The sequence below is a fragment of the Lichenicoccus sp. genome, from assembly GCF_965276875.1.
Classification (GTDB): Bacteria; Pseudomonadota; Alphaproteobacteria; order Acetobacterales; family Acetobacteraceae; genus Lichenicoccus.
Map to the genome: position 1 here is coordinate 2,123,949 of NZ_OZ255701.1, position 27,000 is coordinate 2,150,948.

A 27,000-nucleotide genomic window follows, 5' to 3' on the forward strand; every position below is an offset into this window, starting at 1 on the left:
CCTAGTTCAGGCGACCGGAGAGATGTTCGGCGATGGCGATCGTCGTGACGTTGGTCGCGACCGAGATGGCGTCCGGGAAGATCGACGCATCGATCACCGAGAGACCCGTCACGCCGCGCACGCGCGCGTCGAGGCCGACCACGGAGCCAGCGTCGTTCTCTGCTCCCATCCTGCAGGTCGACGTCGGGTGATGGTAGGTATCGAGCGTTGCTTTGACCGACTCGAGGATTGCCGCGTCGCTTTCCGCGTCGCGGCCTGGCGCGAGTTCGGTCGCGATCAAGTCGGCGAGCGGCGCCGTTCGGGCTATCCGCCTGGCAATACGGATACCCTCCAGCAACCGTTCGCGGTCGTTCTCATCGGCGAGGAAGGCGAGGTCGATACGTGGGGGTGCTGCAGGATCGAGCGTGTCGATCCACAGCCGACCTATCGAACGTGGCCGCGTCAGGGCGACCGCGAGCACGAACCCGACTCCCGTCGGGCTCTGGTCGTGCGGAAACAGGTGGGTGGCGGTGATGTGCAGATCCTCGTCGCCGTTCTCGGCCGAGCTGCTGTGTGTCCAAACCTTCGCCCCGATCACCGGTGACTGCCGGCCGATGCGATCAGGCTTGGCCGCGTAGGCGTTGTAGAAGAAGGGATGATCCTTCAGGAATCGTCCAACCGGTAGGTCGGCGACGATGCCGAGCCCCAATGCGCTCAACTCGTTGGCCGGGCCGACGCCTGAGCGCAGCAAGATGGCGGCGCTGCCGTAGGTCCCGGCGGAGAGGATTACCTCGCCGGCGCCGATTACCTCTCCGCTAGCAAGTCGCACGCCGATCGCGCGTTTCTTCTCGAAGACGACGCGGTCAACGAGTTCGCCTGGCCGAATGTCGAGGTTCGGCCGGGCGCGCACCGCATTGCTGAGATAGGTCATGCCCGTGTTCATGCGCACGCCGTTGGCGATGTTCATCGGATAGGGACCTACGCCGTTCACGTCCGGGCCATCGAAGTCGTCGATCACCTGAAAGCCGGTTGCGATCGCTGCGTCCATGAAGGCGTTCTGCATGGGGGTAATGTCGTCACGCGTCATCTGACGCGCTGGAAAAGGCCCTTCGTGACCGTGCACGGCAGCGTCCTCGGACGCCGATTCCTCCAACCGACGATATGCGGGCAGCAGATCCTGAAAACTCCAACCTGGAAGGTTCCAGTTGCGCAAGTCCTGCGGGCGGGCACGGATTGCGACCGCGCCGTTGATCGCGGAGGAGCCGCCAAGCACCTTGCCGCGGATCGCGCCAATCGGCCGGCCGATCCAGCCCGGCTCGGTCTTGTACCCCCAGTCAACACCGGTGCTGTCGCCGACCCTGTCGCTGCTCGCAATGCTGGGCGGATAGGCCCATGGCCCGTAAGCGTGGCCCGCCTCCAGCAACAGCACGCGTCGGCTCACGCGGTCCGAAAGCCTGCGCGCAAGGACCGCGCCGGCGGAGCCGCCGCCGACAACGATCACATTGTAAGAGGATGCGGGCGCCGCTGCTTCCAAGCCGCGGCCGGGCCCGTCTAGGGTCGGATCACGCGTGCTCATTTTGGCCTTGCTCCACATCTAGGGGCAGGCCTTCCGCTTGCATGACACGGCGGACCGCCGCGTCCGACCGCATGCGACTGCGGTGGGCGGCGAGGTTGGGGTAGTCCGCCAAGCCGTCAGGCAGCATGGCCGCTGCCCAATTCAGCATGGGGGTGGCGTAGGCATCGACGATCGTACGTTTCCCCCCGACGATCCAGGTCTGGCCGTCGAGCTGCCGCTCGAGCAAGGAAAGCTTGCTTCGCACGAGGTCGAGTCCCGCGGCCTTGACCTGTTCGAGCGCGGCCGGCTCCGCGGCTTTCGTGTAGCGCCCCGGCATGAAGACCGGCCAAAAGGCAGGATGGAGGTCACCTGTGAAGAACGCCGTCCATTTCATCAACTCGGCTGCGTGCTCGGGCGAGCGATCATCCAGCAGATCCTGGTCAGGATGCGTCAGAGCGAGATAGGTGAGGATCGCTGAGCTTTGCGTGAGCGCTCGGTCGCCTCCGTAGTCGAGGGCGGGCACGGCACCAGCCGGGTTGATCAGTCGGTAATCGTCGGGCAGATGATGCAGATCGACCTTTACCGCCTCGTACGATTCGCCGATCCACTCGAGGACGATATGCGCCGCGAGCGAACAGGCCCCAGGAGAAAAATAGAGCGTGGGCATGATCGGCATCTCCCGTCCAATGATCCCGGCGAAGCCGGATCCCATCACTTCGGACTAAGAGAGCGCCGCTCGCCGAGTAAGCCGCCGCGTTTAGATTCTTCTTCCCGGATTACGGACGGCGATAGGGGAACTCCCGCGCGGGCGGCGCTAGGGTGTCTCGACCTTAGGTCGACCATCGTGCGGACCTAGCGGCCGGTCGGGAGGATCCACCCAACGCTCCGGACAAGTAGCCTCATACGTTGCGTTCAGCGGATAGCTAATCCGGTTCTCGCTCGTTGGCTCACCGATCACGAGCAGTCGGACTTCAACGGACGTGTTGTTCATGAATGTGTGCGAGATTCCCGTTCCGGGCGGGAAACCTACCGCGTCACCGGGCCGCAATCGAACAAGGTGGCCGTCGATCCAGGCATCTGGGGTGCCCTCCAGAACGAACACGAACTCTTCCAGAGCGCTCTCGGCATGTGGATACGAAGTCCGACGGCCGGGAGGAACACGCTCGTGGTGGATCGCGATCCGTCTCAGCCCGAGCTTTCTGCCCAGAGGTGCATTGATCGAGAGCAGATCGTCGTCGCCCGGGTAGTGAGCGTCGTCAGGCCCCTCCAACTCTGACCAGTGCCGGACGAAGTCTGGTCGGTCCATGGATGTTCTCCGCTGGTAAAGCTGGTCTCGAGCCCAACTCCTGGTTGGGGAGAGTTTATCGCAATAGCATCAGAGAAGTATGCGGCTTCGCGGTCGTCAACCACCGGGACGCTAAGCGAGGCTCCGTGCTCCTGCCTCGCCGTTTGGTGTTCGAGTGATCCTTCGCCTGCGCAACCCGGATCCAGCCCCTGGTGCGCGACTGTTAACGCATGACTGACACCGCCCGCGACCTCCATCTTATCGCATTCGTCTTGATTATGCTCGACAAAGCAGCCAAAATCACCATAGGTCCATAACACCCTCTAGTCCAAAGGCCAGGTTTGGACCAGCGACCAGCGCTACACGAACCTATTTGAACAGTCCCGCTTGGTCTCGAGCCTTTCCACTGTCGCGCTCTGTCCGTATACTTGAACGGTGCGTTTGGGCATTCGCCGGCTCTGTTGTGGTCGGCTATGGTAAGCGCTGCCAGCGCTTTTTGAGCGCAGCAGCAGGAGAAGCACGTTGAGATTGGCTCAGACGCGGGTTCACCAGACAAGCGGGGCGAGTGTCGGCAGAACATTTTCGCGGCGCCACAGTCGGGCAAAATACATGGATCGGTTGTTACACATCCAACAATCCCAAGAAGGTGGAAAGTTGACGCCGTGAAGTCTTCTCCATGGCCCGACTTACGCGGTGTCGATCTCGCACCGACGCTGACCACGCTCCACCTGTGGACCCAGGTTGTTGGCAAAGTCAGGCTGATGCTGACGCCCTGGGAGAACCACGGCTGGCATGTGCCGCTTTATCTTTCTGCACGGGGCTTTGTGACCGGGTTGGTCTTGGCTCAGAAGGTGGGCTTCACTGCCGAGTTCGATTTGGTCTCGGCGGAGCTGATCATGCGCACGACCGCTGGCGCGGAGACCAGGCGCCTGCTTGCTTCAGGAAGTGTCGCTGATTTCTACGAGGCCGTCCTCGCATTTCTGAAGGGTGCGGGTGCCGACGTTTCCATCAACCCCATGCCGAGTGAGTTGACGGTGGCGATCCCATTCGACCAGGATCGCGACAGGCGACCCTTCGAGCCCGATGTCGCGCGACAATATTGGCGTGCAATGATCGAAGCTCAGCGTGTGTTTCAGCTTTTCCGAACACGGTTCACCGGCAAGGTAAGCCCTATTCATCTATTTTGGGGTGCCTTCGACCTCGTCATCACTCGATTTTCGGGCCGAGAGGCGCCCGCACATCCCGGTGGCGCACCGTACCTGAACGACGCCGTGATGCGCGAAGCCTATTCACGTGAGGTGTCGAGCGCCGGCTTTTGGCCGAACCTCGGGAGCAGCGAGGGCCCGTGTTTTTACAGCTACGCTTACCCCGTACCCGAGGGATACGCCGCCAGGACGGTCATGCCGCCGGAAGCGCGGTATGACGCTACGCTGGGGGAATTCATCTTCCCCTATGCCGCAGCGCGCGAGAGCGACGAACCCGACCGCGCCTTGCTCGACTTCCTGCAGACGACCTACGAGGCGGCGGCAGACCTCGCCGGATGGGACCGGCAGCTGCTCGAACGCGAGCAAGGTCTGCTCGGCAAGCCTCCGGAGGGCAGCTGATGATGAACCCGGCATCGGCCAACTTGCCAAGCGGTCGCGGATGAATCGGCGGATAGATCTCAACGACATTCGCCTGCTCATGCAGGTGGTCGAGCATGGTAGCTACACCGCTGCGGCGCGCGCTATCGGTGTGCCGAAATCTACAATCAGTCAGCGGATTGCGAACCTGGAGGCCACGATCGGCACCGGATTGCTGCGTCGGACGTCTCGCAGCTTCTCTCTGACGAATGCCGGCGCGCAATTGCTCCCACATGCTCGCGCGATCGAGGATGTGGTACGGCAGGTCGAACATGCGCTGGTGGATCATGACGGCGAGCTGCAAGGCACGCTCCGTGTCTCGGCATCGCACGCCATCGCTCAGTTCGCGCTTTCACCTCTCGTTCCCCAGTTTCTTGCCGAGCATGCGCAGGTCACGATCAAGGTAGAGGCGTCTAATCGGCTCATCGACCTCGTTGGTGAAGGTTTCGACATGACGGTCCGCGGCCACGTGGGGCCGCTAAAAGACTCCATATTGATCCAGCGTGTCGTTGCCCGGACACCATGGACGCTTGCCGCCTCACCTGCGTGGGTCGCCGCCCGCAAGCTACCGGAGGCACCGATTGACCTGCCGATGAGCGAGACGCTGTGCTTCTCGAACACGCCAGACGCGCAAGTATGGTTGCTTATGAAAGGCGAAGTCGAGCAACGACTCACGATAAAACCGCGGCTTATTTCTGATGACATGCTGTCTGTGCGCAATTCGACGATTGCAGGCGCCGGCATAGCTTGCTTGCCGGTCTACGTCTTTAGTCCAGCCTTTGACACAGGGGAACTCGTGCGACTGCTGCCCGATTGGTCCGCGCAGACTTCATGCATCAGCGTACTCACGCCACCGAAAGCCCAGTCATCGCGCCTCGCAGCTACCTTTTCAAACTTTCTAGCGGCGCATTTGCCAGCAATCGTTCAGCGGTGATGCCTGTCGAGACGGCGGTGGTCTAATTAACCTGCCAGAAAAGATGCCGGCCGCGCCTTCAATCTGATTTGTTCAAGTCGGTCGCCGCGAATTGCACGATGGGCCGCGGTCCATACGACCCCCTCGTACCGCGATCGGCAAACCCGCTGCATAGCGGTCTGGCGCTGGAAGCCTGCGTCAAACGCAAACTTGTCGGCACGGTGACGAGATGACGCCCGGTTCCGAGGCGCTGTGAACACGTACCGTCGGATTTTTCGATCGCCGTGAGAGCGCCGGAACCGGCCGTCCAGCAGCTCTACAGGCCTCTTGAATTTGCCGAGTGGGGCGGCCGACGCGGCGGGTCGGCAGTGCCGAGCGCGTCTCTGTCGATGTCGTAACGATGGCGAGGCCGAAATAACGACCTAATATAATGACGCGCATACAATTGCAGTCGACCGTAGAATGTCTTTAACCCTCAAGATCGTGTTCGAGCGCCGCATTAGTTTAGCGAGCCTAAGCTGCCCGCTTCCGTGACGTTCGCGCGAGATCTGCCAGCGCCTCTAGCTGCTGAGAAACATGCAGACGCGTCTGCTGGTCTCGAAGAGTGCCGGCAACGGGATCGATCTTGTGGGCGACGAGCGTGACTATAACTTCGGGTTGATTGAGAACCCTGGCGTTCACGGCTACAAGTACCTGACGCAGCTGCTCGTAAGCGCGGGCGCCCCCGAGCAGCCCGGGGGATGCGGATTGGATCGCCACTGGCTTTCCATCCAGAGGACGATCAGGAATGCGACTTAACCAGTCAAGCGCGTTCTTGAGGCCACCTGGAACAGAGTGATTGTATTCGGGTGTCACAATGACGAGCGCATCCGCTTTGGCGATATCGGCCGCCATCTTAGCGACAGCGACCGGGGAACTTAAGTCTTCTGTATCCTGATTGTAGAGCGGGAGATCGCCTAGCGTCCCTAGGACCTCTACCCCCACATCGTCGGGAGCAAGCTCGTCTAAGGTGGCGGCGATAGCGCGCGTATACGAACCCTCGCGTAGACTTCCGGGCAACGCGACGAACTGTAAGCCGCCACTAGCCATCGCGTTTGTTCCCTCAGGGCTTCACGGCCAGCATACTCAATCGCTCGGCAAAGTCAGAACGCCGGATTCCGGAAACTCCGTTCGTTATGCTGGCCGCTCAGCGTGTTGCCGCCCTATTCAGCCGAACCTACCTTTCCAGGCGATGTAACCGCCCCGTCCAACGAGGGCTAGGGAGAGTAGGCATGCCCTCAAGTGGAGTTCAATTCGGTCTGGACACCTTCGGCGACGTCACGCGCGCCGGCGACGATTCCCTCACGCCACAAGCGCAAGTAATCCGAGAGGTGGTCGAAGAGGCTGTTCTGGCAGACGCGCTCGGAATAGAGTTTTTTGGCGTCGGCGAGCATCACCGATCCGATTTCGCTATCTCCTCGCCCGAGATGGTTCTTGCGGCGGCTGCTTCGCGAACGGAGCACATCCGGCTCGGGTCTGCGGTTACGGTTCTGAGCTCAGACGAGCCGGTCCGCGTGTTCCAGAGGTTTTCCACGCTCGACGCTGTATCGAAGGGCCGTGCCGAGGTGATCCTAGGACGAGGCTCCTTCACCGAGTCGTTTCCGCTCTTTGGCCTACCGCTTGAGAACTACGAGGAATTGTTTGAGGACAAGCTCGACCTCTTCGCGGCATTGATTAGCGAGCTGGAGGTGACCTGGCAAGGGCGCCTGCGGGCCCCACTGACGAAAGCCACTGTCTATCCACGGCCGGAGGCGCCATTGACAACGTGGGTCGGGGTGGGTGGTAGCCCCCAGTCGATCGTGCGCGCGGCTCAATACGGCCTGCCTGTAATGCTCGCCATCATCGGTGGCGACCCGATCCGTTTTCAGCCTTACGCCGAGCTGTTCCGGGGCGCGCTCTTGGAGCTCGGCAAGGAGCCGCAACCCATCGGCGTCCATTCGCCTGGTCACGTCGCTGCGACCGACGCCGAGGCACTTGATCGCTTCTGGCCCCACTATCGGGAAATGCACGACCGGATCGGTGCGCAGAGAGGCTGGGCGCCGATCACACGCGACGCTTTCGAGCGCGAGGTTGACGCCGGATCCCTATATCTCGGTTCAGCGGACACGGTCGCGCGCAAGATCGCGAGAACGGTGCAGTTGCTCAAGCCTCAGCGCTTTCAGCTGAAGTACAGCGCCGGAACGCTGCCACATGCCGCCATGATGGACACGATCGAACGCTACGGCCGCGACGTGATTCCGCGCGTTCGGGAATTGCTGGCCGCGCCGTCATCGTTCGACGAGGCTGCCTGAGCAGGCATGACAAATGGCGTGCAGTCCGACAATGAAAAACTAGGCCCTGAACTAAACCAGGGCGTTGCTCGGCCGCGGTTTTTGAGGCATCAAAGGCGACAACGGGATGGCTAGCGGACACAACCTTACCGCGTTCAGCGCCCTGCGAAGCGCCTTGGCGGCGTCACTGACGGGAGTATAGATGGCGACAAGAGTGCCGTCAGCATTACGGAACAGCTCTGTACGGTTGCCCCAGGGCATCAGTTTCGGCTCATGCACCACGTTGGCGTTGCCGTTGATCTTTGCAAACTCCGCGTCGACATCGTCGACCATGAACTCCAGCATAGCGGTGCGGTTCGCAGCGGCCTCGGCGCTCACCTTTTTGAAGAGAGCTACCGTTTAGGCGCTTCCCAAAGCGAGGGTTGCACCTGGAGTGACGATCTCGGTGAACACGGGAGCGAGCCACCCCGCCATCTGCCCGGTCACCATTTCGTAAGAGCTGATGACGGCTTTGATGTCCCTGACGACGAGACACTTGGATGCAAGCCTCATCACTGATATTTCTCGCGAAGCCCCTGATGGCATCGCCGGATAAACCGCTCATCATTCAAGACCGAACCGCTCAGGCCATCGCGGATTCGATGCACACTGCCAGCGATCCCTTTCGGCCGGCTGCGGCCGCGCCGATCCGAAGACCAGGAGCAGCCGTGGACGCTAGGCGGCTTCGCCGAGTAGCTTGAGTACGGCTTCCGCAACCTTTTGGGCCGAGACCTGCTGTTGCCCGGTGACGAGGTTGCCGTCGACAACCGCGGTAGGCGTCCATGGCGCCGCCTTGACGTATTCGGCGCCGGCAAGCCGCAGGCGGTCTTCGAGCAGCCAGGGAGCGTTGCCGGCAAAGGTCGCCTGGGTCTCCTCCTCGTTGGTGAACCCGGTCAGCTTCCGACCTTTGAACAGCCATTCGCCATGAGCGTCGAAGGCCGACAGGAAGCTCGCCGGACCATGGCAGACGGCCGCCAGCACCTTTCTGGGAGAGGCTAGGATAGCTCCCATAAGCTTGCCTATATCCGGATCGACGGCCAAATCCTGCATGGGACCATGTCCGCCGACGACGAACATCACGTCATAGTCGGCCGGATCGACCTCCCCGAGCACGAGCGGCTTCTTGAGCACCTCTTGCGAGGCCAGATAGGTCTTCTGCCCTTCGACCTCCGCCGCATCGTTGTTGTTGTACTGAAGTGAGAGGCTCAGTTCGTCGATCGTGGGGCGACGCCCCTGCGGTGTCGCGACATGCACCTGAAAACCGGCGGCCGTGAACACTTTGTGCGGCTTTATAAATTCCTCCGCCCAGAAGCCGGTGGGATGCCGCGTTCCGCTTTTCATCGTCCACGTATCGGCACCTGTGAGCACCATGAGTATTGAAGCCATGGATCTCCTCCTTCTGCAGTTCAATTCAGGGCTCCCGTTTTGCCGTAGAGGAGCGCGCCTTCGTGCTGCACCGATTACGCGATGTACCGGCCGGCGATCAGGCCGATTTGTGGGAAACAGCCTCCGAATAAGCATACTTTGGGGGCTTTTTGCTGGCTGCCGCGGCTACACCGGGCTGCCGCGCATCACGACATTGGTGGTTTGCAGCCTCGGTCCACTCTTACTCTCCGTCCAAACGGGGAACTCGGGGCCGGTCGCGCCGGCCGGCCCCGTCGCCTCGTCAGGCAGCTGCAGCGACCGCCGGCTGTGCGTCCAGAATCACCGTCTTCAGCTCGATATACGCCTTCAGGCCCTCCGGCCCACCCTCGCGGCCGATCCCAGATTGCTTGAACCCGCCGAACGCGATGGAGAAGTCGAACTTCAGCCCATTCTGCGAGAACGTCCCGGTGCGGACGGCGCGGGCGATTCGGTAAGCCTCGTCGGCATCGTGCGTGAACACAGATCCTGCCAGGCCAAAGGGCGAGGCATTTGCCATCGCGATGGCGTCGTTCACGCTGTCGTACGGGATGACACACCCGACTGGCCCGAAGACCTCCTCCTGCGCGATAGTCGACGCGTTGTCGACGTTGGTGAAAAGCGTCGGTTCGAAGAAGAAGCCTACCGGCTTGTCCGCCGGTCGACCGCCGCCGGTTGCAAGCTCCACGCCCTCTGCGATCGCTCTGTTCACATAGCCCGACACGCGATCGAACTGCGCCCGATTGACGAGCGGTCCGATCATTGTGGTGGGATCGAAGGGATCTCCCATCTTGACCGATCGCATCGCACCGACTGCTGCCGCGACGAACGCAGCCTGCTTCGCGCGTGGCACAAACATTCGAGTTAGATTGGTGCAGAACTGGCCGGTGTTGTTTGTGACGGTCATGCCGAGGATCCGTCCGGCTTCCTCAATGTCGAAATCATCGAGCACGATGGCTGCCGACTTGCCCCCAAGCTCCAATGTGTAGCGGCCGATGCGCGCCCCCATCTCGCTCGCAATCTTCTTGCCGACGGCGGTACTGCCGGTGAACGCGACCTTGTCGACGCCGGGGTTCAAGACGAGATGGTTCGAGGCTTCGTTGTCCGCACAAACCACGTTGACGACGCCGGCGGGAAAGCCGATCTCGTGCGCACATTCCGCAAGTATGAGCACCTCGAGCGGCGTTGAAGGCGCGGGCTTCAGGATGACGGTGCATCCTGCCATCAGAGCGGGCGCGACCTTGGGCAGCATCAGATACAGCGGCCCGTTCCACGGCGCGATCGTCGCCACGACGCCGACCGCTTCTGACACGAGCTTGGCGCGGCTGCCCGGAAACACCGTCGGCATATCGGCCACCCACTCATGAGCTTCGCCGATTTGGGCATACATATCGAAAAAGCCGATCGCGTGCCCGGTGAACTCGAGGTTCTGCGCCAAGTTCGAGGCCATCGAGCGCGTCTGCGCAACTGCCAGATCGTTCTTCCGAGCGCGGAGCGCATCGGCGAGACGGCGCAGATAGCCGGCGCGTTCACGCGGCGCCATGCGTGGCCACGGACCGGTGTCGAACGCAGTGCGTGCCGCCGTGACTGCGCGGTCGATATCCTCGTTCGCCGCTGCCGCGACTGACATGAAGACATGCTCGGTGACCGCGTCAACGAGATCAATGTGGTTTTGTGTTGAAGGCGCGACCCACTGGCCACCGATGTAGAAGCGGTCGGTGTGGGCAACGGTGAAGTCGCGGCTTGGTAAATCGGTCATTGTGTTTTCCTCGGTGAAACAAACAGATGGTGCGCGCGCTTCCTGCTCATTAGGCCCTCAATCTTCCAAGACCCTGTGAATGGAGCTCAACAATGAACCGGCAGACCTGGCACGATCTTTCGACATTTGCGGCGATCGCCGATGCTGGCAGCTTCACCGGTGCCGCCAAGCCGCTTGGGATCTCGCCGTCTGCGCTGAGCCATGCGATGCGGGCGATGGAAGAGCGGCTCGGCTTGCGTCTGCTCAATCGATCGACGCGGAGCGTGGCGCCCACCGAGGCGGGCGAGCGGCTGCTGGCGCAGCTCCGTCCCGCGATTGTGCAACTCGATGCGACCGTCCGTCAGCTTGAAGCAGACTGCGATAAGCCAGCTGGCCGGATCAGGATTAGCGCGCACCGCACGGCTGCGAACCTTGTGATCGCACCCCGCTTACCCGCGTTCGCCTTGGCTTACCCCGACATTCAGGTCGAGCTTTCGGTCGAAGACGGATTGGTCGATGTCGTCGCCACCGGTTTCGACGCGGGCGTGCGGCATGAGCAAGTGCTCGAACAGGACATGATCTCGGTTCGGGTCAGCGAGCCGATGCGCACGTGCTATGTCGCATCGCCTGCCTATTGGGCGCGCATGGGTCGCCCGAAAGTGGCAAAGGACCTTCTCGCCCACCGCGGCATCGGTTACAGAATGACGTCGTCGGGAGGGGTAATGCGCTGGCGCTTCGAGCGACGCGGTGCGACCTTCATGCTCGATCCGACCGCCACGCTGATCAGCAACGATATAGACGTCATCAAAGCGGCTTGCATCAGCGACATGGGCGTCGCCTGCCTATTGGAATCTCAAGTCAGCCGAGAGCTGGCCGACGGCACTTTGATCGCGGTGCTCAAGGAATGGAGCCCCACGATTGCACCTAATTACCTATATTATCCAAGTCGCCGTCAGCTGTCGGCTGCAATGCGCGTGTTTGTCAATGCGATGCGCCTTGGATAACTGCGGCGGCGAGCGCTTCCCTCTTTTGCCTCTGCTCGATCGGTGGTTCGAGAGGCCTTCTCTCCGTTAACTAAGGTATTCGCACGCCATCACGCACTAGGACGCGGCATCATGTTTCTCGCGTGCTTATCGGACGGTGATACACGTTGCACGGGCGCCTCGCCGCGCGGCCTGGCTGCCTTGGCGTCGCAGTGATGCGCGCCAGACGATGGCTGACTGATGAAATGCACGAGCCCCCTGGGGTGAAACTGAGCTGGTTGCTACTGCTTTGAAAAGACAGCTGTTGCTGACAAACCCCCATTTTCGGAAAACCAGTCGAGCCATATCGCGGACACCGCAATATGGCGCGTGGGAGTGCCAGTGATCGATCCATGACCAGCATCTGGAACGATTATGAAAGCCGCCGCAATCTCGAGCAGATTAAGTGCGTCACAAAATTGTTCGGCCTCTCCGGCTAGTGTATTGTGATCGCTCTCGCCAACCATGAGCATTGTCGGCGTGTTAGCGTGATCGACGAGCGAAAGTGGTGAGCGCTGTCAATAGAGCTGAGGGTTTTCCCAGGGATAGGTCCCATAGCTGCTGCGCTCACTGCGATACTGGACAGTGGTCAATCCTTCGCTCACAGCGTTGATGACGGGCTTCACTGCCGCTGCTGCCTTGAACCTGTGCGTGCGTCCCACGATCCATGCCATGAGTTCTCCATCGGCAAAGCCGCCGGTGACGAATAGCCTGTCGGGGTCGGCAGCTCCGGTCGCGACGGCGGCGTCAACGGCCGCCATGAGATCGTCGTAAGCGGCTCCGGGAAAGTCGCGCGCGATGCGATCGGCAAAGGCAAAGCCGTAGGACAAGGATCCTCAGTATCGACGTGGAGAAGGGCATAGCCTGCCGCGGCCAGCAACTGATCCTGGGCGCTCCAGGTCAGCTCAACAAATGCGTGCGGCCGTCCATGAATGGACAGGATCATAGGGTACCGCCGGCCCGAAACGGCTCCAGGAGGGGGTGCCAGCAACGCTCGAATTTCGACTCCGTCAACCGGTGAGCGAAACGTCAGCGGCCGGGCATCGGCCAGCGCCTTCCTCGCGAGCAAGTCCTCGTTCAGGCCGGCCAGGGGACGGAAGTCAGCGCCGGGTAGCAACACGGCGACGTCAGTCGGGCGGGTCGTTGACGCGGTGGCGAAAGCGACCGTGCCGTTTTCAGCGACCGAGTAGGCGCCCTCGTCGCCGAGATCGCGAATGATGACCTTCAGATCGCCTTTGAGCGTAAGACGCGCTAGAACCTGATGCCCGCGATCGCCGTACGTGGTGAAGATGTTCGAACCGTCAGCGGAGAAGCGCGGCGGTTCGATCTCTCGGTTGAGCGTCGGCACGAGTTGACGCGTTTGACGCGACATCGGGAATAGACCGCTCTCCTGATAGTCGTAATCGCTCGGCTTGCTTGCAGCGAAAACTACCAACGTCCATCGGACGAGACCGCGGGATCATGCGCTCCGAGATCTTTTGGCGAGATCGCGGTCGCCATCGACGTTCGTGTCTCCTGAGGTGAGCTGGCGCGGGTCACCGCCCTCCGATCGCACAGCGAACAGACGGGCGTGGCCGCTAGAGGCGAAGCGTTCTCCGTCTTCTTGGTAGGCGACGCCCGTGACGACGTGGGGCGCCCCCGCTCAATCGGCGCCCGCCGGCCTTTCGACGGGCGAGATGTAGGCCTACGCGGGTTCGTTGACGAAGCGAGTGAAAGCGAGCGCCTGACCATCAGGCGCCCAGGCCGGAGCGGAAGGTTCAGACGGCACCCTCGCGAGCAAGCGGCTGACTCCGCCTTTGTCGTCGGCGACGCGAAGGTCCGAGCCTCCGGTGGCGCTGTGACCCACGAAAGCGATTACCGACCCGTTCGGCGACCATCGAGGGCTGGCCGCGTTGGCGGCGATCAGGCGCCCGATATGGGAGGCGAGATCAATCAGCCAGATGCTGTGGCGGTGCCCATCGATGCGGATGTCGTCCTCGACTCGCGCGTAGACTACAAGTGTCCCGCCGCCAAGGCTCACCGTCGCACTTCCTGCCCGTTCAGGATCCGAAGCCAGCCGCCGCCGCGCGCGAAAGGGGCGCGAGCCCGAGCTTGAACAGCTTGTTCGCATTCTCACGGCCGATTTGAAGCTTGAGCGCCTCTTCGAGCCGCATATCGTCGAACCAGCGACCGCCCATGTCCATCTGCTCGTAAGGGTAATCGACTGAGAACATCATCCGGTCCGCGCCGATCTGGTCGATCGCTTCAAGGAACGGCTTTGTGTGAAAGTGGCCACTGGTAGTGACATGGAAGTTGTTTGCGAAATAATAGCTGGGACGCCGCTTGGCCTTGGACCCCTTCGTGCCCTCGCGCTGCTCGTCGAGGCGGTGCTGCATGCGAGGCAGCATATACGGCAATCCTTCGCCCAGGTGTCCGAGTACGACCTGCAGTTTCGGGAAGCGGTCGAACACACCGCTGAGCATCAGTCGGACGGCATGCGTCGACGTCTCGTAGAAGAACGCCCAGGCCGATCCCCCGAGCTCCGGATAACCGCGGATCGAGCGTTGCTGGCTCGGTAGCGGCTCGCGCGGGTGCAGGTATACGGGCGCGCCCAGGCGTTCGCATTCGGACCAGAAATCGTCGAGGGGCGCTTCGTCGAGGTAGAAGACGTCCTCGTCGGCACCGCTATTCGTGTAGCCGTTAACGAGCACGCCAACGAAGCGACCCTGTCCAACGGTTCGGTTCACCTCGTCGCACGCTGCCTTCACGTCTTGAAGGGGGGCGGCCGCGAACGCCCGGAAACGGTCTGGGTACGTCTCCATGAACGACTGCGCGTGTTCGTTGCTTTCGCGTGCGAGCTCGACCGCTTGGCCCGCGTCGATCACCGACTGTACGCCGGGCGACGTCAAGGACATGATGCAGACGTCGATACCGGCCCGGTCCATTTCTGCCACGCAGAGGTCGGGATCTAGAAGCCGCCGCTCGACGTCTTGCGCGTAGGCCTTGCCGTTCCTGTCCTCCTCGCCTTTGGCGTTCCAATACCCGTTGTTGAGCTGGGTGGAAAAATGCTCTTCAAGTGCGACTTTGCCATCCATCACTTTATCTCCGGCCTGGGATGGACAGTGACTATCCTTGCGCGCTTCGATCGGGCAGGCGCGCTTACCGGAAGCTGTGTTCGGGTATTTGGCGGCGGCTCCGTGCCAAACCAACCGCGCCTACACAGGGCCCCTCGTCGCCTGATCGGCTGCGATCTCGAACGCTGCATCCCAAACGGGCGTATGTCGCCCTCGGGTCAAATTCGGTAACCGGGTTAGAAGAGGCGAATGGGAGGAGACACTCATGCCGGAGAGCCGGGCGCTAACGCTCGAAGACCGCTTTAACATTTTCGAGCAAATGAACCTTCATCAACAGCGGATCGATGCCGGCTGGGGGCGTGATCAAGCTCAGGCTTACGTCGATCTCTACTGGCCGGAGGGGAAGTTCACAGTAATCGACCTTCGTCACCAGACTTTCGAGGGCGCGGACGGCCTCAAGCAGATGTACGACTTTGCCCACAGCGTCTTCCCAATCGAAAAATGGAGTCATGACATGGGTCCATTCTCAATTGAGGGGAGCGGTAATCGCGCAAACGCACACTGGCGCTGGGCAGTCAAATGGCGCCGCGAGATTCAGGGCACGGTATCGACGGGCATCTACGATGATGTCTGGGAGAAGCGAGACGGGGTCTGGAAATGCCTAGAGCGTATTTCGACGATTGACCAGAACTGGCCCGCGCAAACGTTTCAGCCGTACGTTGACAAGCAGGCCGAACGGTTTCGGACGTCGTGAAAACCAGAGCGACTACTTTCTTCGCCTTAATCGCGCCAGCGGCGGCAAGCGATGGTGTACGGTGAGGCCATGATCAGCATGTGCACCACGTAAGCTGCAAAGATCTTACAGCCGATAAAACGCATGGAATTTCGACATCCCCATCGTTTCCTCGCAGTCTCCGAGGAGCTACACTTCGCCTGAGTCGCAGAGCCGCTCGGCATGGAGCAGTCGCCCCTCAATCACTCGATCCGCAACCTCGAAGCCAAGCTCAAGGCGAAGCTCTTTCATCCTACGACCCGTCGGGCTTGACTCACCCGCGCTGCGGTGCGCTTTCACGCTGACGCCAAGCGGATCTCGAACGACATTGATGCGGCTTCCGCGGCGCCGTTGATTCAGTGCAACGAGAATCTCGACGGAGCGCGCTGTACCACAATACCATCGACCTCGGCATCCTCGTTTTCACCGCTAACGCAAGCGGTCTCGTCATCGACCCGCCCTGGCCTGAAGGCAAGACTGTGGCACTGCCGGAGGCGCACTCTCTTGGGCAACAATCCCAAGTCTACATTCCAGATCTATTGACTTCGGACCTCCTGGTCGGTGGTGACGCCTAGATCAGAACGAGGAAGACGGACGCGACAGGGCCTGGACGCGCGGGCCTTATGGGGTTCGCCGCCCGGTCGGCCGCTCAATGGCCGTCGTGCTCGCTCAGGCCGGCATGGGGGCCACCATTCTACAGGCATCGGTCACAAGCTTGGCGATCCCCGGAGTGGCATTCTGCCCGCTCCAAGCTCCGGAGACCGTCATTGCAGCGGCCTGGCGCCTCGATGAAGGCTCCGGTTTGGTTCTTGAGCTGCTGCTCGCTGCGAAGGGCGCCCTCGCCTCAGCGGGATGAGCCGTCATGTGGCCGAGGCGGCAAGCCCTCAGCATTGCTGCCGTTTCGCGGCCGGAGCTGGCGGGTAAACGCCCGGTCGCTGCGGATGAAACCGCTGAATGATCGGTGGGATGAGCTGTTCCATACTCGGCGGCTTGCCATCGGTGCTACCCACCGCTGCGCCATGCGACGCGATCAGCCCAGCGAGTTCGGCCGAGAGAGTCACCGTCGCCTTCACCGGCTTCTCGTCGGGCAGGGGGCCGAGTTTCAGCTTCGGCTTACGGATTCTTTTCAGCCAGAGATCATTGATCCGGAATGAGGGGAGACATGAGCGGTGCCCTTGAACTCGGCGACTGTGGGTGCCGAGATTAGTCCGGTCCACCAGGAACAGAATGCGCCCGGCCCGGGCATGGCTGAGCAAACGATGGGCCAGGGCGCAGGCGCGGTTGGCGCGCAGGCTGGCTCCACGCCCTCGATCGCTTCGGCCTGGCGCGCGCGCAGACCAGTGGCATCCAGCGGCGGAAGAATGGAGAGCTTGGCGCGAAGCCTGTTCTTGTCCTGCAAGCGGACGCGAAGCGCCTCGGGCCGGTGGACAGCGAACACGCGACGGGCATCGGGGCCGGATCGGCGCCGTCGCGGAACAGCGTCTCGCTGCCGGTGGACAGATAAGTGAACGGCAGCGGGTCGCCCCAATGCGGATAGCCGGCAGGGGCGTGGGCGGCGTAGTCGGCCCCCTTGTGGACCGGTGCCAGCAGGGTGACGCCTTCCGGCTTGGCTTCCAGCACCGCACAAGCCTTTCGGTCCAGGAACAGCACGTAGTCGGCTGGGCCGGTTGGCGTGGGCACCTCGCGCACGGCGATGCCCGGCCCGGCGTGCAGGTTCAGCTCCTCTCGGCTTTGCACGACCCAGCCGGCAGCGGCGAGCATGGCGTCGATCTTGATGCGGGCTCGCGCCTCCGGCGTCATGGCGGAGTGACCAGGGCAGCAAGGTCATCCATGCGGCGAAGAAGCCGTATGGGTGTGCCCGGCAGTCAGATGAAGCTTTCCCGCTCATAGAACGGCGCCGCCGCCTCGTCCTTTGCGTCGAGCACAAGAGCGAAGGAGGCAATCTCGCTCCGGACGGCGCGCATGATCGCGCCCACCAGTAGAAACCGTCCAAGGCCAACGCCGTGGACGGACAAGTCGGTTGCAAGGCGACCAAGGAGCGTCGCCGGTAGACGAGGATACCTGGGCAGCCTTTTTGCGAGCGCTGCCGGAACCTCGGTCAATTGTATGGACGTCGCAGAGAGCGTGTAGAAGCCAAGGACCCTTACACAGTCGCTGGATGCCACAAAGGGTGCGGCCACGCGGCGGCGCGCATCCTGGCCAGCCTGTTCCCGCAGATAGCGGTCGAGAGCCGGCACGCCGCACGAGAAGGCGCTTCGATCATGCTCGGGGTCAAGCGGCTCGATGCAGATAGCCGCAAGGTCCAACGTCCTCTCAGCCGCCCGTCACGGCTCGGTAGCGCCGAACGCTGTCTCGCAGGAGCGCATTGACCATTGGGGGATTGAGTAGTCCATCGACAAACGCCCGGCTCTCGGCAGCACTAAATACCATGACGTCGTGCGCCTCGACGGTCCGCTTGGCGGCGTCTTGCACGCTGCTGACAACGTAGTCGGTCACGCTGCGGCCTTCAAGTTCGGCGGCATGCTGGATCAGCGCTTTCTGATCGGCGGTGATGCGGGCCTCCAGGCGCTCGCCTCGGAGGCGATCGACGGACTTTCGTGCGGTGTTGGCCATGGTGAACCTCCAGGCCAACTGTACGGCCATCTGCCGCCATATTAAAGGCGTATGGAGAGGTAGAAGCAGGCCCCAAGGGTTGCATGGGCTTGCTGCTGATCGTGCAACATAGAGGACGTGATGTCTCACGAGAGCCTCTGAGTGCTTTTGCCCTCGCTCGAGCCCGTCGTGCTACCGCCGGCGTGGTGGTGACGCTTAGTCAACACGCACTCGTCCCGGGTCGTTTAACGCGGGACTCTGCAGTTGCAGGTTAGTCGCCGTTGGGGCGGGACATGCTGTGGAGGTCGCCAAGGCGCAGGTCGCAGACCTGCTTAATTCCGATCAGAGCATTTTGTGCGTCCCGACGCGGCTGTAGGCATCGCAAAGGGAGAGGCCTTACTTAGCCAACGGCGTCGAACGTCCGTGATGACCAGGTGTTGACCAAAGCTCACCTAGGCGACCTCGCCGGCTAATCGCAACCTTTAGGTGACTAATTTCGTTAATGAATCTGGAGCGGGCGAAGGGATTCGAACCCTCGACCCCAACCTTGGCAAGGTTGTGCTCTACCCCTGAGCTACGCCCGCGCTCCGAGCGGTGGTGGCACATAAAACGGTTTGCAGCGCCGTGCAATAGGCGCTTGCGGGAGTGGCTTTGGGCGACAATCTTAAAGCTGTCGTCGAAGCCAGGATCGCGCCTCCCATGGATTACATCATCGGCCAGAACAAGACACCTGGAACCGGCGTGGCGACCGCCGGGCCGGCGGGCGCTGCCGACGGTGTCGTCGTCGAGGGCAGCGAGCGCACCTTCATGGCGGATGTCATCGAGGCGTCGAAGACGCTGCCGGTCATGGTGGATTTCTGGGCAACCTGGTGCGGTCCCTGCAAGCAGCTGACGCCGGCGCTCGAGAAGGTGGTGCGTGCGGCAGGCGGACGGGTGAAGCTCGTCAAGATCGACATTGATGCAAACCGCGCCCTGGTCGGGCAGCTCACCCAGCTTGGTCTGCCGTTGCAGTCGGTGCCGACAGTCGCGGCGTTCTGGCAAGGGCAAATTCTTGATCTGTTCCAGGGCGCGTTGCCGGAGAGCGAGATCAAGCGGTTCGTCGAGACCCTGCTCAAGGCGGCCGGCGGCGCGATGCCTTTGACCGACACGCTGGCGGAGGCCCGAGCCGCGTTGGACGCCGGCGATGCGGACGAGGCGGCCTCACTCTATGGCGCCGTTCTCGAGCAGGAGCCGGATAGTGCCGAGGCCTGGGCTGGGCTCGTGCGCGCTTTGCTGGCGCTTGGCGATGAGGAACAGGCGGCCGCGGTGCTCGAGCAGGTGCCGGCCACGCTCACCGAGAATGCCCTCGTCGCCGGCGCCCGGGCGGCGGTCGCACTCGCGGCGGAGGGGCGGCAGGCCGCGGACGGGCTCGACGCGGTGCGTCTGCGCCTGCAGGCCGATCCCGGCGATCACGCGGCGCGCTACGACCTGGCGACGGGCCTAAGCGCGTTGGGCGAGCGGGCCGCCGCCGCGGACGCGCTGATGGAGATCCTACGACGCGATCGCGAGTGGAATAATGGTGCGGCGCGGCTGCAGCTCATCAAGTTCTTCGAGGCCTGGGGGCTGGACGATCCGGTGACGCTCGCCTCCCGGCGGCGGATGTCCGCGCTGTTGTTCAGCTGATGAGCGGCGCATCCCGCGCACTGCCGGCGTTGCAGGATCTGTCGCTAGCCGACCTGGACGGCGAGCTTGCGGTGTTTCCGCTATCAGGAGCCCTGCTTCTGCCGCGCGGGCGGTTGCCCCTGAACATCTTCGAGCCCCGTTATTTGGCGATGGTGGACGACGCGCTCCGGTCTCGCCGTCTGATCGGGATGGTGCAGCCGCAGGGGACCCCGCCCGAGGACGACGATGAGGTCACCGACGATGACGACGAACCCCGCGCAGGCTGGCGAAGTGCGAATCTGCCGAACCCAGCGCTCTACCAGATCGGCTGCGTCGGACGGCTGACCTCATTTGTCGAGCGCCAGGACGGCACCTATGCCATTACCCTGGCCGGCGTGGCCCGATTTCGGGTGATACGCGAAATCGAGCCGCTGCACGGTTACCGTCGCGTGGCCCCGGATTTTTCGCTTTATGCCGGCGATATGGTTGATCCAGCCCCTGCCGGCTTTGATCGCGACGCCCTTATCGAGGCCTTGCGGCGCTTTTTTTCGCTGCGCGGCTTTGAGGCGCGCTGGGAAGCCATTGAGCAGATGGATGACGAGACCCTGGTGATCACGTTGAGCATGATCTGCCCTTTTGCGGTGGCGGAAAAGCAGGCCTTGCTGGAAGCCCCGACATTGGCAATGCGTGCACGGACGCTGCTGGCACTGCTGCAAATGGCGGGGCACGAGACCGAGTTCGGCGGCGCCCCGCAGACCATGTGAGCAAAGGCAGAGCACGATGTCTGACCCTGTAGACGCGCCCGCCGATCCGGGCACCCGCCCTACCCCAGTCGATCCACGCCTGCTGGAAATCCTGGTCTGCCCAGTGACCAAGGGGGAGCTGGTGTATGATCGAGATGCCGGCGAACTCATCAGTCACAAGGCGGGGCTCGCCTACCCGATACGCGATGGGATCCCGATCATGCTTCCCGACGAAGCGCGTCGCCTGGACTCCTGATTGGCGACGCGCACGGGTGCACTCAGTTCGGCATCAGCACGTGGTTGATGACCTGGATGACGCCGTTTGACTGATAGACGTCGGGGATGGTCACCATTGCCGTATCACCTTTGACGTCGGTCAGCATGATGCCGCCAGACGGTGCCATCGAAACCACCAGCGGCTCGCCCTCAACCGTGGTGAGCGTCGCCTTGCCACCACCGGCCATGATCTGTGCGTCCAGCGCCTTGGTGCCCAGGCTGCCGGCGACGACGTGATAGGTGAGGATCTTGGTGAGTTCCGCCTTGTTCTCCGGCTTGAGCAGGGTTGCTACGGTGCCCTTTGGCAGTGCGTCAAAGGCCTCGTTGGTCGGCGCGAATACCGTGAACGGTCCGGGTCCGGAGAGTGTCTCGACCAGACCGGCAGCGCGGGCGGCGGCGACCAGGGTGGTGTGGTCCTTGGAGTTGACCGCGTTCTGGATGATGTTCTTCTGCGGCGACATGGCCGCACCCCCTACCATCGGGTCGCTCATCGTGGTGTCCGCGGCACTGCTCTGGGAGGCGGCGGCGGTCGCGGGCGGTGTCGCCGACTGCGAGCAGCCCGCCAGCAGGGCCGCAACCATCATCATCGGGACACTCTTGCGCAGAGTCATGGAACCAGGCCTTCCTGTTGGGCCGCACAGCGCGTCCCTCTTGGAAGGCTCTACTCTGTCGAGCGCGCCCTGGATGCGGGGGATGCAATCCAGGATAGTTGTCCGGCTCCGGGGCGGAAACATTTGGGTCGCCATCCGTTCGGATCCCAAACCGGCGATTCGACCTGTTTACGAGCGACCTTCATACCGCCACACTCACCCAAACGATTAAAGCGAGACCTGTGCATGCCAACCGACACCAAGCCGAAAACCGCCCGCGCCAAGAAGGTCTCGCCGCCAAAGGCTGGAGCCGCGCCAAACGCTCTGCAGAAGCCGCTGAAGCCTTCCAGCGAACTGGCTGTCGTCGTCGGGGCTGAGCCGCTACCGCGCGGCGAGGTGGTCAGCAAGGTCTGGACCTACATCAAGAAGAACAACCTGCAGAACCCCGACAACAAGCGCGAAATCGTCGCCGACGAGGCGCTGAAGAAGGTCTTCGGCAAGGATCGCGTGACGATGTTCGAGATGAACAAGCACCTCGCCAATCATCTCAAATGAGTTGACCGGGCTTGCTTGAGCCTGGTGGCAGCGGTAGCGGCTCTATAGGGCCGACAACAAACAGGTAGGTTGCCGCACCCACCAGGCAAAGCACCCCCGCCGTTACCAAGGGTATGACGAACGAGCCGTGCGTGATGGTCAGCATCACGCCGGTGAAGCTTGTTGTCACGACGCCGGCCAGGTTGGACGCAAAGTTCTGGATGCCGCCGATCGAGGCGACCTGGGCGCGCGTGGGGGCAACATCACCGGGCAGCGACCAGATGTTTGCGCCGGTAAAGGCGAGGCTGGCATAGGCAAGCCCGAACAGAGCCAGCGCCATCCAGGCCGCGGGTACGATGGCGGCAAGGGTAATAACCGAGGACATCAGCATCCCCCCGACCAGGCAAGTCTTGCGCGCCGCGGTCAGGCTCCAGCCGCGACGGTAGAGCCAGTCCGAGGTGACACCGCCGAGCCAGCCGCCGGGGATCGCGATCAGACCGGGAATCAGGCCCCAGGTGCCGAACTGCTTGAGCGAGAAGTGCCGCGCGTCCAACAGGTAGGTCGGAAACCAGGTGATGAAGAAGTAGATCGTGAAGTTCAGGCAGAAGAACCCGATCATCATCCCCCAGATCGTGCGGTAGCGGAACAGCGACACCCAACGGATCGCCGTGCCCTCCGGTGCTCTCGTGCGACGCTGCGACTCCAGCTCATGCAGCGCCTCGGGGGTCACATCGGGATGACGCTCCGGCTTGCGGTAGATGGCGAGCCACGCCACCGCCCAGATGAAGCCGAGCAGCCCGGTCACCACGAAGGAGGTGCGCCAGCCGAATGAGGCGATCAGCCAGGCGCAAAGCGGAAACGCCGCAAGACTGCCGACGCGCGAGCCGGAATCGAAGATCGACGAGGCGAAGGCGCGTTCCTGGGACGGAAACCAGCGCGACACCACCCGTGCCGACGCCGGATAGCCGCCCGCCTCGCCGGCCCCCAGCAACAGCCGGAAACCGATCAGCGACGCCGCCGAGTTCGCCAGGGCCGTGGCCGCAGTGAACAGCGACCACCAGCACACCGCAATCGGGAACATCAGACGCGCGCCGTAGCGGTCCACCAGCCAGCCGGCCGGCATCTGCATCAGGGCGTAGGTCCAGAAGAACGAACCGAGCACGAAACCCATGGTGGTGTCGCCGAGCCCCAGCGCATGCTTGATGCTGGGAGCCGCCACAGCGAGGTTGGCGCGATCGGTGTAGTTGATCGAGATGGCGACGAAGCACAGGCCGATCATCAACCAACGCGCCGACGGCATCGCCGCGCGTCCGCCGCGTTGCGTCGCACCCGATTGAGAACTGGTGATTGCCATTCCGCCCCCCTGCCTTATGCAACCCCCTGCCTTATGCAAGATATACGTTGCAACGCCTTGCCCGACGCTTTGAGAGCGACGCTAGAACATCGCTGGTCCCAGGGAAACGTGGTGGGGGGACAATGATCCGGCTTGTGCTCCTGCTGCTTGGAGCGGCGCCGCTGCGGCGTGCATGGCCGCTGTTTATCCTGCTCTCGTTGCCCATTGCTGCACTCGGCGTCGTCTTCATCGTCCACCTGTTCGACACCGCGATCATCGTCGCCACCGACGTTATTGCTCTGGCTTTGACCCTCGAAGGCACTGTGAGGCTGCTGCGCCTGGCCGCGATCGGCTTCCCCAATGCGACTGTCCCGGTGCTGAAATCGCTCGGCTTCTTTGTGCTCGGGTTCCTCGCCGTCGACCTGCCCTGGGACCAGAACATCGTGGCCACGGTCACGCTGGGCGCCCTGCTGGTCCTGGACGGCGGCTTCCGACTGGCATCGGCGCTGGTCATCCGGTCGGTCCGCTGGCAGCGATCCGCCCTGACCGCGGTCCTGGAATGGGTGGTGGCGGCGCTGATCTGGGCACCCTGGCCGGTGCCGCACCGTCATACCGTGCCGTTCTGCATCGGCGTCGCCCTGTGTGCTGCGTCCTGGAACCTGCTGCGGCTCGGGCTGCAGTTACGCAGGCTGCGGCCCGGCGCCTCGGTCACCGACCTGCCGCTGTTCGCCGGGCCGAACTGGCACGGGCGCGGCATCCTGCATCCCGCACAGGCCGCCGCGGCCGCCTGGGAGAGCGACTCGCCGCTGCTGGTGCATGTCTGGACGCCGGTCGGCTCGGCGGTGCAGCCGCAGCGCCGACTGGTGGTCGACCGCTACATCGCGGCGATCGACCAGGGCGGCGTGATCTCAACCGGTCATGCCGCCCTGTCGCTGCCGCCCGACACCTATGTCAGCCTCTGCCCGGCCGACGAGATGGACCACGCGCCCGCGGATTTCGGCCGTCTGCTGCGCGCCGGGGTGGAGAACGACGTCCCGGGCCGGTTCAAGTCCTCGTTCGCGGAGGAGTGTGCGTCATGGCGTGCTCCGGATCGTGAGCTGGCCTTTACGCGCTACAACGCCGCCGCCCTGCGTGCCTTCTTCGAGTGCTACCGCGCCCATCCGGTCTACAACCTCACCAGCCGCAACTGCTCCTCGACCGTGGCGCTCTCGCTCGACGCCGCCGTCGAAGGCGTGCTCGGCCAGCGCCGCCCCTGGCTGACCTTGCTGCTGCTGCTCACCGATCCGGCGATGTGGCTGCTGGCACTCTGGCGGGCGCGGGCGGAGGCGATGACCTGGACCCCCGGCCTGGTGCTGGATTACGGCCAGGCGCTGCAATTCGTGCTCGACGGCCATCGCCAGCGCTGGTTCGCCCGCCTCTGGAACGTGCGCGGGCGCTACCAGGAGCGCCGTCGCGCGCAGACCGCCGAGGCGCTGCCGACCCGCTCGCACGTCCCGGCGATGGCCTCGATCATCGTCAGCGCGATGGTCTTCGGCCTCACCTACGGGCTGAGCGCGCCGTTGCTGGCGCTGAGCCTGGCGCAGCAGGGCTTCGGCCGCGGCTTCATCGGCGCCAACGCGGCGATGCACGCGGTCGGCGTGCTGCTGGTCGCACCGCTGCTGCCGGCGCTCGCCTGGCGCAGCGGCCCGAAGCTGCCGATCGCCTTCGCCCTGCTCGCCGCCAGTGCGACGCTGGCATTGTTCCCGGCGGTGGGGCTGATCTGGCTCTGGTTCCCGCTCAGAATCGTGCTCGGCGCCAGTGCCGAGACCCTGTTCGTGATGTCGGAGACCTGGCTCAACCAGCTCAGCGCCGAGGCCAGCCGGGCGCGCACGATGGCGGTCTATACCGCGTCGCTATCGCTCGGCTTCGCGCTCGGCCCGCTGATCCTGACCGTCGTCGGCACCAACGGACCTCTGCCCTATTTGATCGGCGCGGCTGCGGCGCTGCTGGCGCTGCTCTCGATTGCGATGCCGTGGGTGCGCACACCTGTCTTCGCGCGGCCGTCGCACGGCAAGCCGTGGCGCTATCTGGCACTCGCCCCGGTCGCGATCGGCGCCACCCTGGTGAATGCGGCGCTGGAGACCGCCGGCATGTCGTTCCTACCGATCTACGCCATGCGCTCGGGCTGGGGCGAGCGGTCGGCGACGCTGCTGCTGTCGGTGCTGTTGCTGGGTGCGATCCTGCTGCAACTGCCGATCGGCTGGCTCGGCGACCGTGTCGACCGGCGACGCCTCGCGATCGGTCTCGGCGTCGCGTCGGCCATCGGCGCGCTGATCTGGCCGCTGGTGCTGGCAACACCGCTGCTCGCCTACCCGTTGCTGTTCGTGGTGCTGTTCCTTTGGGGCGGCCTGTTCGTCGGCATCTATACGATCATGATGGCCGACGTCGGCAGCCGCTTCGCCGGCGGCGACCTGGTCTCCGTCTATGCGGTCATGTCGGTCGCCTGGGGTGTGGGCGCCTTCGTCGGGCCGACCGCGGCCGGCACGGCGATGGACCTGACGCGAAACGGACTGCCGCTGTTCGCCGCCGCCGCCTGCGCAGGCTTTGCCGTGCTGGCCGCCTGTGTCAGATCAGCTTGACCAGTTGCTTGCCGAAATTGCGGCCTTTCAGCAGGCCGATGAAGGCCTCCGGCGCGCGGGCCAACCCCTCGGCCACACTCTCGCGGTATTTCAGCGTGCCCTTGGCCACCAGGCCGCCCAGCTCGCCGAGTGCTGCAGGCCAGTCGCCCATATGCTCGGAGACGATGAAGCCCTCGATCTTCAGACGCGACTGCAGGATCAGCGTCGGCCGGCGCATCACCAGCGGCTCGCCGTCATAGCCGGCGATGGCGCCGCATACCGCGATGCGGCCGAATGCGTTCATCGCCAGCATGACACTATCGAGGATCGCGCCACCGACATTGTCGAAATAGCCGTCGACCCCGTCGGGTGCCGCGTCGCGCAGCGCCGCGTCGATCGCGCCCGCCTTGTAGTCGAGGCAGGCGTCGAAGCCGAGCTCGTCGACCACGTAGCTGCACTTGGCCGACCCCCCGGCGATGCCGACAACCCGGCAGCCCTTCTGCTTGGCGAGCTGCCCCACGACGCTGCCGACCGCACCGCTCGCCGCACTCACCACCACGGTCTCGCCCGCCTTCGGCGTGCAGATACGGTTCAGCCCATACCATGCGGTCACCCCCGGCATGCCCACCGGGCCGAGATAGGCCGATAGCGGCACATGGCTGTCGTCGACCCGCTGCATGCCGGTGCCGTCGCTGGTGGCAAACTCCTGCCAGCCCGCCATGCCGACCACCTTGGTGCCGACGGTCCAGGCCGGATTGCGGCTTTCGACGATCTCGCCCGCCGTGCCGCCGATCATCACGGCATCAAGTGGTTGCGGCGCTGCATAGGATTTGGAGTCGTTCATGCGGCCGCGCATATACGGGTCAAGCGAGAGATAATGGTTGCGCACGCGCACCTGGCCGTCCGCGAGCGGCGCCAGCGGCACCTCGACCAGTCGGAAATTAGCCGGCTGCACCGCCCCGCTCGGGCGGCTTGCCAGCAGAATCTGGTGGTTCATCTCGGCCAT

Annotated in this window: 26 protein-coding genes, 1 tRNA gene and 2 pseudogenes; 11 read left to right on the plus strand and 18 right to left on the minus strand. The window is 63.4% G+C overall.

Translation table 11 applies throughout. From position 1 onward, the window contains the following. Position 1: 1 nt before the first annotated feature. The 3 genes from ACQY4K_RS10275 to ACQY4K_RS10285 form a co-directional block, all read right to left on the minus strand. The gene (locus ACQY4K_RS10275; protein ID WP_428395788.1) at positions 2–1,555 is read right to left on the minus strand and encodes a GMC family oxidoreductase; all 1,554 of its coding nucleotides are present in this window, start codon (positions 1,553–1,555) and stop codon (positions 2–4) included. Continuing rightward, complete coding sequence (locus ACQY4K_RS10280; protein WP_428395790.1) at positions 1,542–2,201, minus strand: glutathione S-transferase family protein; 660 nt, start codon at positions 2,199–2,201, stop codon at positions 1,542–1,544. The genes ACQY4K_RS10275 and ACQY4K_RS10280 overlap by 14 nt, the downstream gene beginning before the upstream one ends. A gap of 147 nt (positions 2,202–2,348) precedes the next feature. Next, positions 2,349–2,840, minus strand: coding sequence for a cupin domain-containing protein (locus ACQY4K_RS10285; protein WP_428395791.1), 492 nt, complete (start codon positions 2,838–2,840; stop codon positions 2,349–2,351). A gap of 641 nt (positions 2,841–3,481) precedes the next feature. On the opposite strand from ACQY4K_RS10285, the gene ACQY4K_RS10290 reads away from it, so the two are divergent. After that, positions 3,482–4,423 (plus strand): DUF5996 family protein, encoded by a 942-nt coding sequence (locus ACQY4K_RS10290; RefSeq protein ID WP_428395793.1) that lies wholly within the window; start codon positions 3,482–3,484, stop codon positions 4,421–4,423. Positions 4,424–4,463: 40 nt separating this feature from the next. Then, a complete protein-coding gene (locus tag ACQY4K_RS10295; RefSeq protein WP_428395795.1) occupies positions 4,464–5,375 on the plus strand; it encodes a LysR family transcriptional regulator in 912 nt (303 codons plus the stop codon). 492 nt (positions 5,376–5,867) lie between these two features. Here ACQY4K_RS10295 and ACQY4K_RS10300 read toward each other — a convergent pair whose 3' ends face one another. Further along, on the minus strand, positions 5,868–6,443 hold the full coding sequence (locus ACQY4K_RS10300) for an NADPH-dependent FMN reductase (RefSeq protein ID WP_428395796.1): 576 nt from the start codon (positions 6,441–6,443) through the stop codon (positions 5,868–5,870). A 182-nt stretch (positions 6,444–6,625) separates the two neighbouring features. On the opposite strand from ACQY4K_RS10300, the gene ACQY4K_RS10305 reads away from it, so the two are divergent. Continuing rightward, positions 6,626–7,684: an LLM class flavin-dependent oxidoreductase gene (locus ACQY4K_RS10305; protein ID WP_428395798.1), complete on the plus strand. Its 1,059-nt coding sequence runs from the start codon at positions 6,626–6,628 to the stop codon at positions 7,682–7,684. Between the two features lie 51 nt (positions 7,685–7,735). Here ACQY4K_RS10305 and ACQY4K_RS10310 read toward each other — a convergent pair whose 3' ends face one another. From ACQY4K_RS10310 to ACQY4K_RS10320, 3 genes are all read right to left on the minus strand, one after another. Next, positions 7,736–8,041, minus strand: coding sequence for a hypothetical protein (locus ACQY4K_RS10310; RefSeq protein WP_428395800.1), 306 nt, complete (start codon positions 8,039–8,041; stop codon positions 7,736–7,738). Positions 8,042–8,377: 336 nt separating this feature from the next. Continuing rightward, positions 8,378–9,088 (minus strand): type 1 glutamine amidotransferase domain-containing protein, encoded by a 711-nt coding sequence (locus tag ACQY4K_RS10315; RefSeq protein WP_428395802.1) that lies wholly within the window; start codon positions 9,086–9,088, stop codon positions 8,378–8,380. A gap of 280 nt (positions 9,089–9,368) precedes the next feature. Next, a complete protein-coding gene (locus ACQY4K_RS10320) occupies positions 9,369–10,862 on the minus strand; it encodes an aldehyde dehydrogenase (protein WP_428395804.1) in 1,494 nt (497 codons plus the stop codon). Positions 10,863–10,954: 92 nt separating this feature from the next. Here ACQY4K_RS10320 and ACQY4K_RS10325 point away from each other — a divergent pair, with 92 nt between their 5' ends. Beyond that, on the plus strand, positions 10,955–11,845 hold the full coding sequence (locus tag ACQY4K_RS10325; protein ID WP_428395806.1) for a LysR family transcriptional regulator: 891 nt from the start codon (positions 10,955–10,957) through the stop codon (positions 11,843–11,845). Positions 11,846–12,105: 260 nt separating this feature from the next. On the opposite strand, the pseudogene ACQY4K_RS10330 reads toward ACQY4K_RS10325, so the two are convergent. The 3 genes and pseudogenes from ACQY4K_RS10330 to ACQY4K_RS10340 all read right to left on the minus strand — a co-directional run bounded on the left by ACQY4K_RS10330 (position 12,106) and on the right by ACQY4K_RS10340 (position 14,937). Next, positions 12,106–12,693, minus strand: a pseudogene (locus ACQY4K_RS10330) (prolyl oligopeptidase family serine peptidase). 854 nt (positions 12,694–13,547) lie between these two features. Next, complete coding sequence (locus ACQY4K_RS10335; RefSeq protein WP_428395807.1) at positions 13,548–13,883, minus strand: TolB family protein; 336 nt, start codon at positions 13,881–13,883, stop codon at positions 13,548–13,550. 19 nt (positions 13,884–13,902) lie between these two features. After that, positions 13,903–14,937, minus strand: a complete 1,035-nt coding sequence (locus tag ACQY4K_RS10340; RefSeq protein ID WP_428395809.1) for an amidohydrolase family protein — start codon at positions 14,935–14,937, stop codon at positions 13,903–13,905. Between the two features lie 244 nt (positions 14,938–15,181). Between ACQY4K_RS10340 and ACQY4K_RS10345 the strand changes: the two genes are divergently transcribed. Both ACQY4K_RS10345 and ACQY4K_RS10350 read left to right on the plus strand, forming a co-directional pair. Further along, positions 15,182–15,670, plus strand: coding sequence for a nuclear transport factor 2 family protein (locus tag ACQY4K_RS10345; protein ID WP_428395810.1), 489 nt, complete (start codon positions 15,182–15,184; stop codon positions 15,668–15,670). Between the two features lie 198 nt (positions 15,671–15,868). Then, positions 15,869–15,961: pseudogene (locus ACQY4K_RS10350) on the plus strand (hypothetical protein); the annotation flags it as partial. 611 nt (positions 15,962–16,572) lie between these two features. Here ACQY4K_RS10350 and ACQY4K_RS10355 read toward each other — a convergent pair. From ACQY4K_RS10355 to ACQY4K_RS10375, 5 genes are all read right to left on the minus strand, one after another. Then, the gene (locus ACQY4K_RS10355; protein ID WP_428396061.1) at positions 16,573–16,905 is read right to left on the minus strand and encodes a DUF2274 domain-containing protein; all 333 of its coding nucleotides are present in this window, start codon (positions 16,903–16,905) and stop codon (positions 16,573–16,575) included. Then, positions 16,892–17,488 carry a hypothetical protein gene (locus tag ACQY4K_RS10360; RefSeq protein ID WP_428395812.1) on the minus strand — a complete coding sequence of 199 codons (597 nt, stop codon included), beginning with the start codon at positions 17,486–17,488 and terminating at the stop codon, positions 16,892–16,894. Before ACQY4K_RS10360 ends, ACQY4K_RS10355 begins: the two co-directional genes overlap by 14 nt. Before the next feature lie 65 nt (positions 17,489–17,553). Next, complete coding sequence (locus ACQY4K_RS10365) at positions 17,554–17,994, minus strand: GNAT family N-acetyltransferase (RefSeq protein WP_428395814.1); 441 nt, start codon at positions 17,992–17,994, stop codon at positions 17,554–17,556. A gap of 7 nt (positions 17,995–18,001) precedes the next feature. Continuing rightward, positions 18,002–18,301, minus strand: a complete 300-nt coding sequence (locus ACQY4K_RS10370; RefSeq protein ID WP_428395816.1) for a DUF1778 domain-containing protein — start codon at positions 18,299–18,301, stop codon at positions 18,002–18,004. A gap of 488 nt (positions 18,302–18,789) precedes the next feature. After that, a tRNA-Gly gene (locus ACQY4K_RS10375) sits at positions 18,790–18,864 on the minus strand. A 115-nt stretch (positions 18,865–18,979) separates the two neighbouring features. On the opposite strand from ACQY4K_RS10375, the gene ACQY4K_RS10380 reads away from it, so the two are divergent. The 3 genes from ACQY4K_RS10380 to ACQY4K_RS10390 are packed head-to-tail and all read left to right on the plus strand — an operon-like array spanning position 18,980 to position 20,920. Further along, positions 18,980–19,942 carry a tetratricopeptide repeat protein gene (locus ACQY4K_RS10380; RefSeq protein WP_428395818.1) on the plus strand — a complete coding sequence of 321 codons (963 nt, stop codon included), beginning with the start codon at positions 18,980–18,982 and terminating at the stop codon, positions 19,940–19,942. Further along, positions 19,942–20,685 (plus strand): LON peptidase substrate-binding domain-containing protein, encoded by a 744-nt coding sequence (locus ACQY4K_RS10385; RefSeq protein ID WP_428395820.1) that lies wholly within the window; start codon positions 19,942–19,944, stop codon positions 20,683–20,685. The genes ACQY4K_RS10380 and ACQY4K_RS10385 overlap by 1 nt, the downstream gene beginning before the upstream one ends. A 16-nt stretch (positions 20,686–20,701) precedes the next feature. Beyond that, complete coding sequence (locus ACQY4K_RS10390; RefSeq protein ID WP_428395822.1) at positions 20,702–20,920, plus strand: Trm112 family protein; 219 nt, start codon at positions 20,702–20,704, stop codon at positions 20,918–20,920. Positions 20,921–20,942: 22 nt separating this feature from the next. On the opposite strand, the gene ACQY4K_RS10395 is transcribed toward ACQY4K_RS10390, so the two are convergent. Further along, positions 20,943–21,551, minus strand: coding sequence for a fasciclin domain-containing protein (locus ACQY4K_RS10395; protein WP_428395824.1), 609 nt, complete (start codon positions 21,549–21,551; stop codon positions 20,943–20,945). A 225-nt stretch (positions 21,552–21,776) separates the two neighbouring features. Here ACQY4K_RS10395 and ACQY4K_RS10400 point away from each other — a divergent pair, with 225 nt between their 5' ends. Then, a complete protein-coding gene (locus tag ACQY4K_RS10400) occupies positions 21,777–22,085 on the plus strand; it encodes an SWIB/MDM2 domain-containing protein (RefSeq protein ID WP_428395826.1) in 309 nt (102 codons plus the stop codon). Here the strand turns inward: ACQY4K_RS10400 and ACQY4K_RS10405 are convergent. Continuing rightward, the gene (locus ACQY4K_RS10405) at positions 22,078–23,418 is read right to left on the minus strand and encodes an MFS transporter (protein WP_428395828.1); all 1,341 of its coding nucleotides are present in this window, start codon (positions 23,416–23,418) and stop codon (positions 22,078–22,080) included. The two genes, ACQY4K_RS10400 and ACQY4K_RS10405, sit on opposite strands and share 8 nt — an antisense overlap. Positions 23,419–23,540: 122 nt before the next feature. Between ACQY4K_RS10405 and ACQY4K_RS10410 the strand changes: the two genes are divergently transcribed. Next, a complete protein-coding gene (locus ACQY4K_RS10410; RefSeq protein WP_428395830.1) occupies positions 23,541–26,015 on the plus strand; it encodes an MFS transporter in 2,475 nt (824 codons plus the stop codon). Here ACQY4K_RS10410 and ACQY4K_RS10415 read toward each other — a convergent pair. Further along, positions 26,002–27,000 carry an NADP-dependent oxidoreductase gene (locus ACQY4K_RS10415; RefSeq protein WP_428395831.1) on the minus strand — a complete coding sequence of 333 codons (999 nt, stop codon included), beginning with the start codon at positions 26,998–27,000 and terminating at the stop codon, positions 26,002–26,004. The genes ACQY4K_RS10410 and ACQY4K_RS10415 overlap by 14 nt on opposite strands.